Genomic DNA, 4619 nt, shown 5'->3' with positions numbered 1-4619 from the left:
CCGAGTTCCAGCCGGGGTCCTGCGTTCCCCCCACCACGCCCACTGCGGCAGCCGCGATGAAGGCGACTCCGGCCACTGCGCTTATGAGCTTCTTCATCATCACCGAACAACCTCACTTGAAGACAACGTCTCTCACAACGTCTCTTTCCGACCCCCGCGAGACAAGACGATGACTTACTCTCTGCGCCTGCACCACCAAACCCAGGCATCATGTTCCTGAGATGCAGGAGCCTGGGGGTGTACATATGCGGAAACAAGCGGACGAAACCGGTCACCCTCATTCGCATGCGGAGTTGTGCGAGGCGGGCTCCGAGCTGTACGCGTCCGCCCTCCGGACCGGACGAATACCCCGGTCAGAAGCGGTCGCGGCGCCCTGCCTCCTCGACCTCTCCCTGCTCCACCCCGACCCGGACGACGCCCAGTGGCTCCGACCGGTTCCGCCCTCCGCCGCGCTGGCACAGCTTCTGCAGCCCATCGAGCGCGAGATCCTCGAACGCCGGCGGCTCACGGTCGCCCTCTCCGACGCGTTCGAGCCGTTCATGGCCATCAGTGCCCTCGACTCGGCGAACACCCATGCCATCACCGTGCTCGAAGGCATCGACCGGATCAACACCACCCTCGACCGGGTCGTCGCCAACTGCCGCAAGGAACTCCTCACCGTCCAGCCCGGTGGCGGCCGCCCCGCCCACGCCCTGAGCGAGGCACTCCAGCGCGTCTCCCCGCTCCTCGGCCGCGGCATCGACATGCGCACGCTCTACCAGCACACCGCGCGTCACACCGAACTCACCCTGGCCTACCTGGAACACGTCGGCCCCGAGGTCCAGGTCCGCACGCTGGAGCAGATCATCGACCGGCTCATCATCGTGGACCGCGAGGTGGCCTTCATCCCGGCCCGCAGTGACCGCCAGGTCGCCCTGGAACTCCGCCACCCCGGCCTCGTCGCCTACCTCGGCGGCGTCTTCGACCAGTTCTGGCAGCTGGCCGTGCCGATCCGCGAGGAGATCCCCTACGACATCAAGACCGACGACATCAGCGGCGTGCAGCGCTCCATCGCCCGCCTCCTCGTCGAAGGCCACGTCGACGAGGCCATCGCCCGCCGGCTCGGCATGAACGTCCGGACCTGCCGCGCGCACATCGCCAAACTCGCCGCGGCCCTCGGCAGCGGAAGCCGCGCCCAGCTCGGCTACCTCATCGCCCGCTCCGGCATCCTCGACCAGGACGCCTGACCCCCGGACACCGTGCCCGGGACGCCCGAACCCCTGGATCCCTCACCCCATGTACGTACAGATCGACCTCGACGGCCCCGCCGGCACCCTCCGGGTCTCCGGGCACGGGCTGCCCACCGTGGAGCTGGTGCGCGCGCCCGGGACCGATCCCGACGCCCACACGCCCATCGGCACCCGCAAGGCCGCCCTGCTGCGGCTCACCGTGGACGGGGAGCCCGCCGCCGTCCGGCCGGCCCGTGGGCGGCTGCTGCGGCGCTCCTACCGGGTGGACGTGCGAACCGGCGGCAGCCGCTACCGGCTCGTACCGACCTCCTACGACTCCAGCCGACTGACCCGCGACGGGCGGCGGACCGGCAGCCTGATCTGCTCCGGGGACGGGCGGGTCATCGACACCTGGGAGGACGGCGCGACGCCCCGGGACATCGCCGTCGGCACCGCCCTGGCCGCCGCCTTCGGCACCGGGGCCGCGCCCTGGTTCGAGACCGTCGGCGACATCGTCTCCGAGCTGATCCCCTGACCCCGCCCGTCCCCCGCCCCCGCGACGGCGAGAGGCCCCTCCACACCCGTGGAGGGGCCTCTCGTCCAACCGGCGGCGGGCGAGGTCAGTCGCCGCGCTTGGGCCGCCAGACCACCAGCGCGCTCGCCTGCTGCACGTCCTGATAGGGCACCAGATCCCGCCGGTACGAGGCGTGGACCTGCGCCTCGCGCTGCCGCATCGCCGCCGCCGCGCCCTCGACCGCGGCGGTCAGCTCCGCGACCCGGTTCTGCAGCGCCGCGACCTGGTTCTCCAGCTCGATGATGCGCTTGATTCCGGCCAGATTGATGCCCTCGTCCTGCGACAACTGCTGCACCTGGCGGAGCAGTTCGATGTCCCGGGCCGAGTAGCGCCGCCCGCGGCCCGCCGTACGGTCCGGGGAGACCAGACCGAGGCGGTCGTACTGCCGCAGGGTCTGCGGGTGCAGACCCGAGAGCTGGGCCGCCACCGAGATGACGTACACCGGGGTCTCGTCGGTCAGTTCGTACGGATTGCGTCGGCGCCCTTCCACCGGGTCACGCTCCCTTCGCTGCCTGGAACAGCTCCGCCCTCGGGTCCTCCGAGGCCGTCGCCTCGCGGTAGGTCTCCAGGGCCTCACGGGCCTTGTCGTCCAGCTCCTTCGGCACCGCGACCTCGATCGTCACGAGGAGGTCGCCGCGGGTGCCGTCCTTGCGGACCGCGCCCTTGCCACGGGCGCGCATGGTGCGGCCGTTCGGAGTGCCCGCGGGCAGCTTGAGGGTGACCGCGGGGCCGCCGAGCGTCGGCACCTTGATCTCGCCGCCGAGCGCCGCCTCCGCGAAGGAGACCGGCACCGTGACGGTCAGGTTGTCGTCCTTGCGGCCGAAGACCGGGTGGGCATCGACGTGCACCACGACGAACAGGTCGCCGTTGGGCCCGCCGCGCTCGCCCGGCGCGCCCTTGCCCCGCAGCCGGATCTTCTGGCCGTCGGACACGCCCGCCGGGATGCGGACCTGCATGGTGCGGGAGGACTTGGCCCGCCCGCTGCCCTTGCAGACCTCGCACGGGTTCTCGGCGATCAGGCCGCGGCCCTTGCAGTCCACGCACGGGTCGGTGAGCGAGAAACCGCCGCCGCTGCCGCGCGAGACCTGCCCGGTGCCGACGCAGGTCGGGCACACCCGGGGGGTGCCGTTCTTGTCGCCGGTGCCCGAACACGCCGCGCACGGCTGCTGGCTGGACATCCGCAGCGGTACGGTCGCGCCCTCGATGGCCTCGGTGAAGCTGAGCGTCACCTCGGACTCGATGTCCGCGCCGCGGCGGGGCTGGGTGCGGGCACCCGGGCCGCCGCGGTTGAACAGCCCGCCGAAGACGTCCCCGAGGCCGCCGCCGAAGCCGCCGGCCCCGGCGGGGCCGCCCTGGGCGCCCCCGAAGAGGTCGCCCAGGTCGAAGTTGAACGAGCCGCCGCCCGGGCCGCCGGCCCGGAAGCCGCCGTTCCCGAAGAGGGCGCGCGCCTCGTCGTACTCCTTGCGCTTCTTGGGGTCACCGAGGATGTCGTTGGCCTCGGAGATCTCCTTGAAGCGCTCCTCGGCCTTGACGTCACCCTTGTTGGCGTCCGGGTGGTTCTCGCGGGCGAGCTTCCGGTACGCCTTCTTGATCTCGGCCTCGGTGGCGTCCTTGGGGACGCCGAGGACCTTGTAGTAGTCCTTCTCGACGAAGTCCTTCGTGCTCATCGACGTCCCTCCTTCCGGACTGCTCCGGCACTCATGGCGTCACCCATGGCGTCACCCCTCGTCGGGGGCACCGCTCTCCTCGTCGGACGCCTTCTTCTCGTCCTCGGCGCCCGACGTGCCGGCCGTGCCCGCCGCGCCCGGCTGGGGCTCGGCGACGGCGACACGGGCGGGCCGGATGGTCCGCTCGCCGATCCGGTACCCCGGCTGCAGGATCGCCACGCAGGTCGTCTCGGTGACGTCCGGCGCGTAGCTGTGCATCAGGGCCTCGTGGATCGTCGGGTCGAAGGGCTCGCCCTCCTTGCCGAACTGCTGGAGGCCCATCTTGGCGACGACGGTCTCCAGCGACTCGGCCACCGACTTGAAGCCGCCGACCAGTTCGCCGTGCTCCCGCGCGCGGCCGATGTCGTCCAGCGTCGGGAGCAGCTCGGTCAGGAGGCTCGCGACGGCGATCTCCTTGACCGTGACACGGTCCCGCTCCACCCGGCGACGGTAGTTCTGGTACTCCGCCTGGAGGCGCTGGAGGTCCGCCGTGCGCTCGGTGAGCGCCGCACGGGCCTGGTCCAGCTCGGCGGTGAGGCCGACGGCCTCCTCCGGCTGCTCGCTCTTCGCGTCCCCGGCCGGGGCCGCCGCGTCCTCGGGGGACTCGGCGGCCTCGGCGGCGTCCTCAGGGGTGGCGCCGGAGGGGACGTCGGGCTTCTCCTCGAAGCCCGGAGTCTCCTCGGTCACGCCTGGCCACCCTTCGGCTTGTCCTCGTCGACGATCTCGGCGTCGACGACGTCGTCGTCCTGCGCCTGGCCCGCGTCGCCACCCGCGGCCTGGGCGGCCTGGGCGTCGGCGTAGAGGGCCTGGCCGAGCTTCTGCGAGACGGCCGCGACCTTCTCGGTGGCGGTGCGGATCTCGGCGGTGTCCTCGCCCTTGAGCTTCTCCTTCAGCTCGCCGAGCGCGGCCTCGACCTCGGCCTTGACGTCACCGGGGACCTTGTCCTCGTTGTCCTTGAGGAACTTCTCCGTCTGGTAGACGAGCTGCTCGCCCTGGTTGCGGGACTCGGCGGCCTCGCGGCGGCGGTGGTCCTCCTCCGCGTACTGCTCGGCCTCCTGGCGCATCCGGTCGACCTCGTCCTTCGGCAGCGAGGAGCCGCCGGTGACGGTCATCTTCTGCTCCTTGCCCGTG

At 71.7% G+C, this 4619-nt stretch carries 6 protein-coding genes; 2 read left to right on the top strand and 4 right to left on the bottom strand.

Going from position 1 to position 4619, the window contains the following annotated elements:
* The first annotated feature begins 245 nt into the window (after positions 1 to 245).
* Positions 246 to 1226, top strand: a complete 981-nt coding sequence (locus tag RIF68_RS28040) for a helix-turn-helix transcriptional regulator (protein ID WP_309054092.1) — start codon at positions 246 to 248, stop codon at positions 1224 to 1226.
* Between the two features lie 49 nt (positions 1227 to 1275).
* A complete protein-coding gene (locus RIF68_RS28035) occupies positions 1276 to 1743 on the top strand; it encodes a hypothetical protein (RefSeq protein WP_309054091.1) in 468 nt (155 codons plus the stop codon).
* Positions 1744 to 1828: 85 nt separating this feature from the next.
* Here the strand turns inward: RIF68_RS28035 and RIF68_RS28030 are convergent, their stop codons facing one another.
* From RIF68_RS28030 to RIF68_RS28015, 4 genes are all read right to left on the bottom strand, one after another.
* The gene (locus RIF68_RS28030; RefSeq protein ID WP_309054090.1) at positions 1829 to 2272 is read right to left on the bottom strand and encodes a heat shock protein transcriptional repressor HspR; all 444 of its coding nucleotides are present in this window, start codon (positions 2270 to 2272) and stop codon (positions 1829 to 1831) included.
* A gap of 4 nt (positions 2273 to 2276) precedes the next feature.
* Positions 2277 to 3449, bottom strand: coding sequence for a molecular chaperone DnaJ (gene dnaJ, locus RIF68_RS28025; RefSeq protein WP_309054089.1), 1173 nt, complete (start codon positions 3447 to 3449; stop codon positions 2277 to 2279).
* Positions 3450 to 3500: 51 nt separating this feature from the next.
* The gene (gene grpE / locus RIF68_RS28020; protein ID WP_309054088.1) at positions 3501 to 4175 is read right to left on the bottom strand and encodes a nucleotide exchange factor GrpE; all 675 of its coding nucleotides are present in this window, start codon (positions 4173 to 4175) and stop codon (positions 3501 to 3503) included.
* A partial coding sequence (locus RIF68_RS28015; RefSeq protein WP_309054087.1) for an Hsp70 family protein occupies positions 4172 to 4619 on the bottom strand: 448 nt, incomplete at its 5' end. The genes RIF68_RS28015 and grpE, both read right to left, overlap by 4 nt.

Source organism: Streptomyces sp. (assembly GCF_031178505.1).
Taxonomy (GTDB): Bacteria; Actinomycetota; Actinomycetes; order Streptomycetales; family Streptomycetaceae; genus Streptomyces; species Streptomyces gulbargensis.
This window is presented reverse-complemented; position numbering and strand designations above follow the sequence as displayed.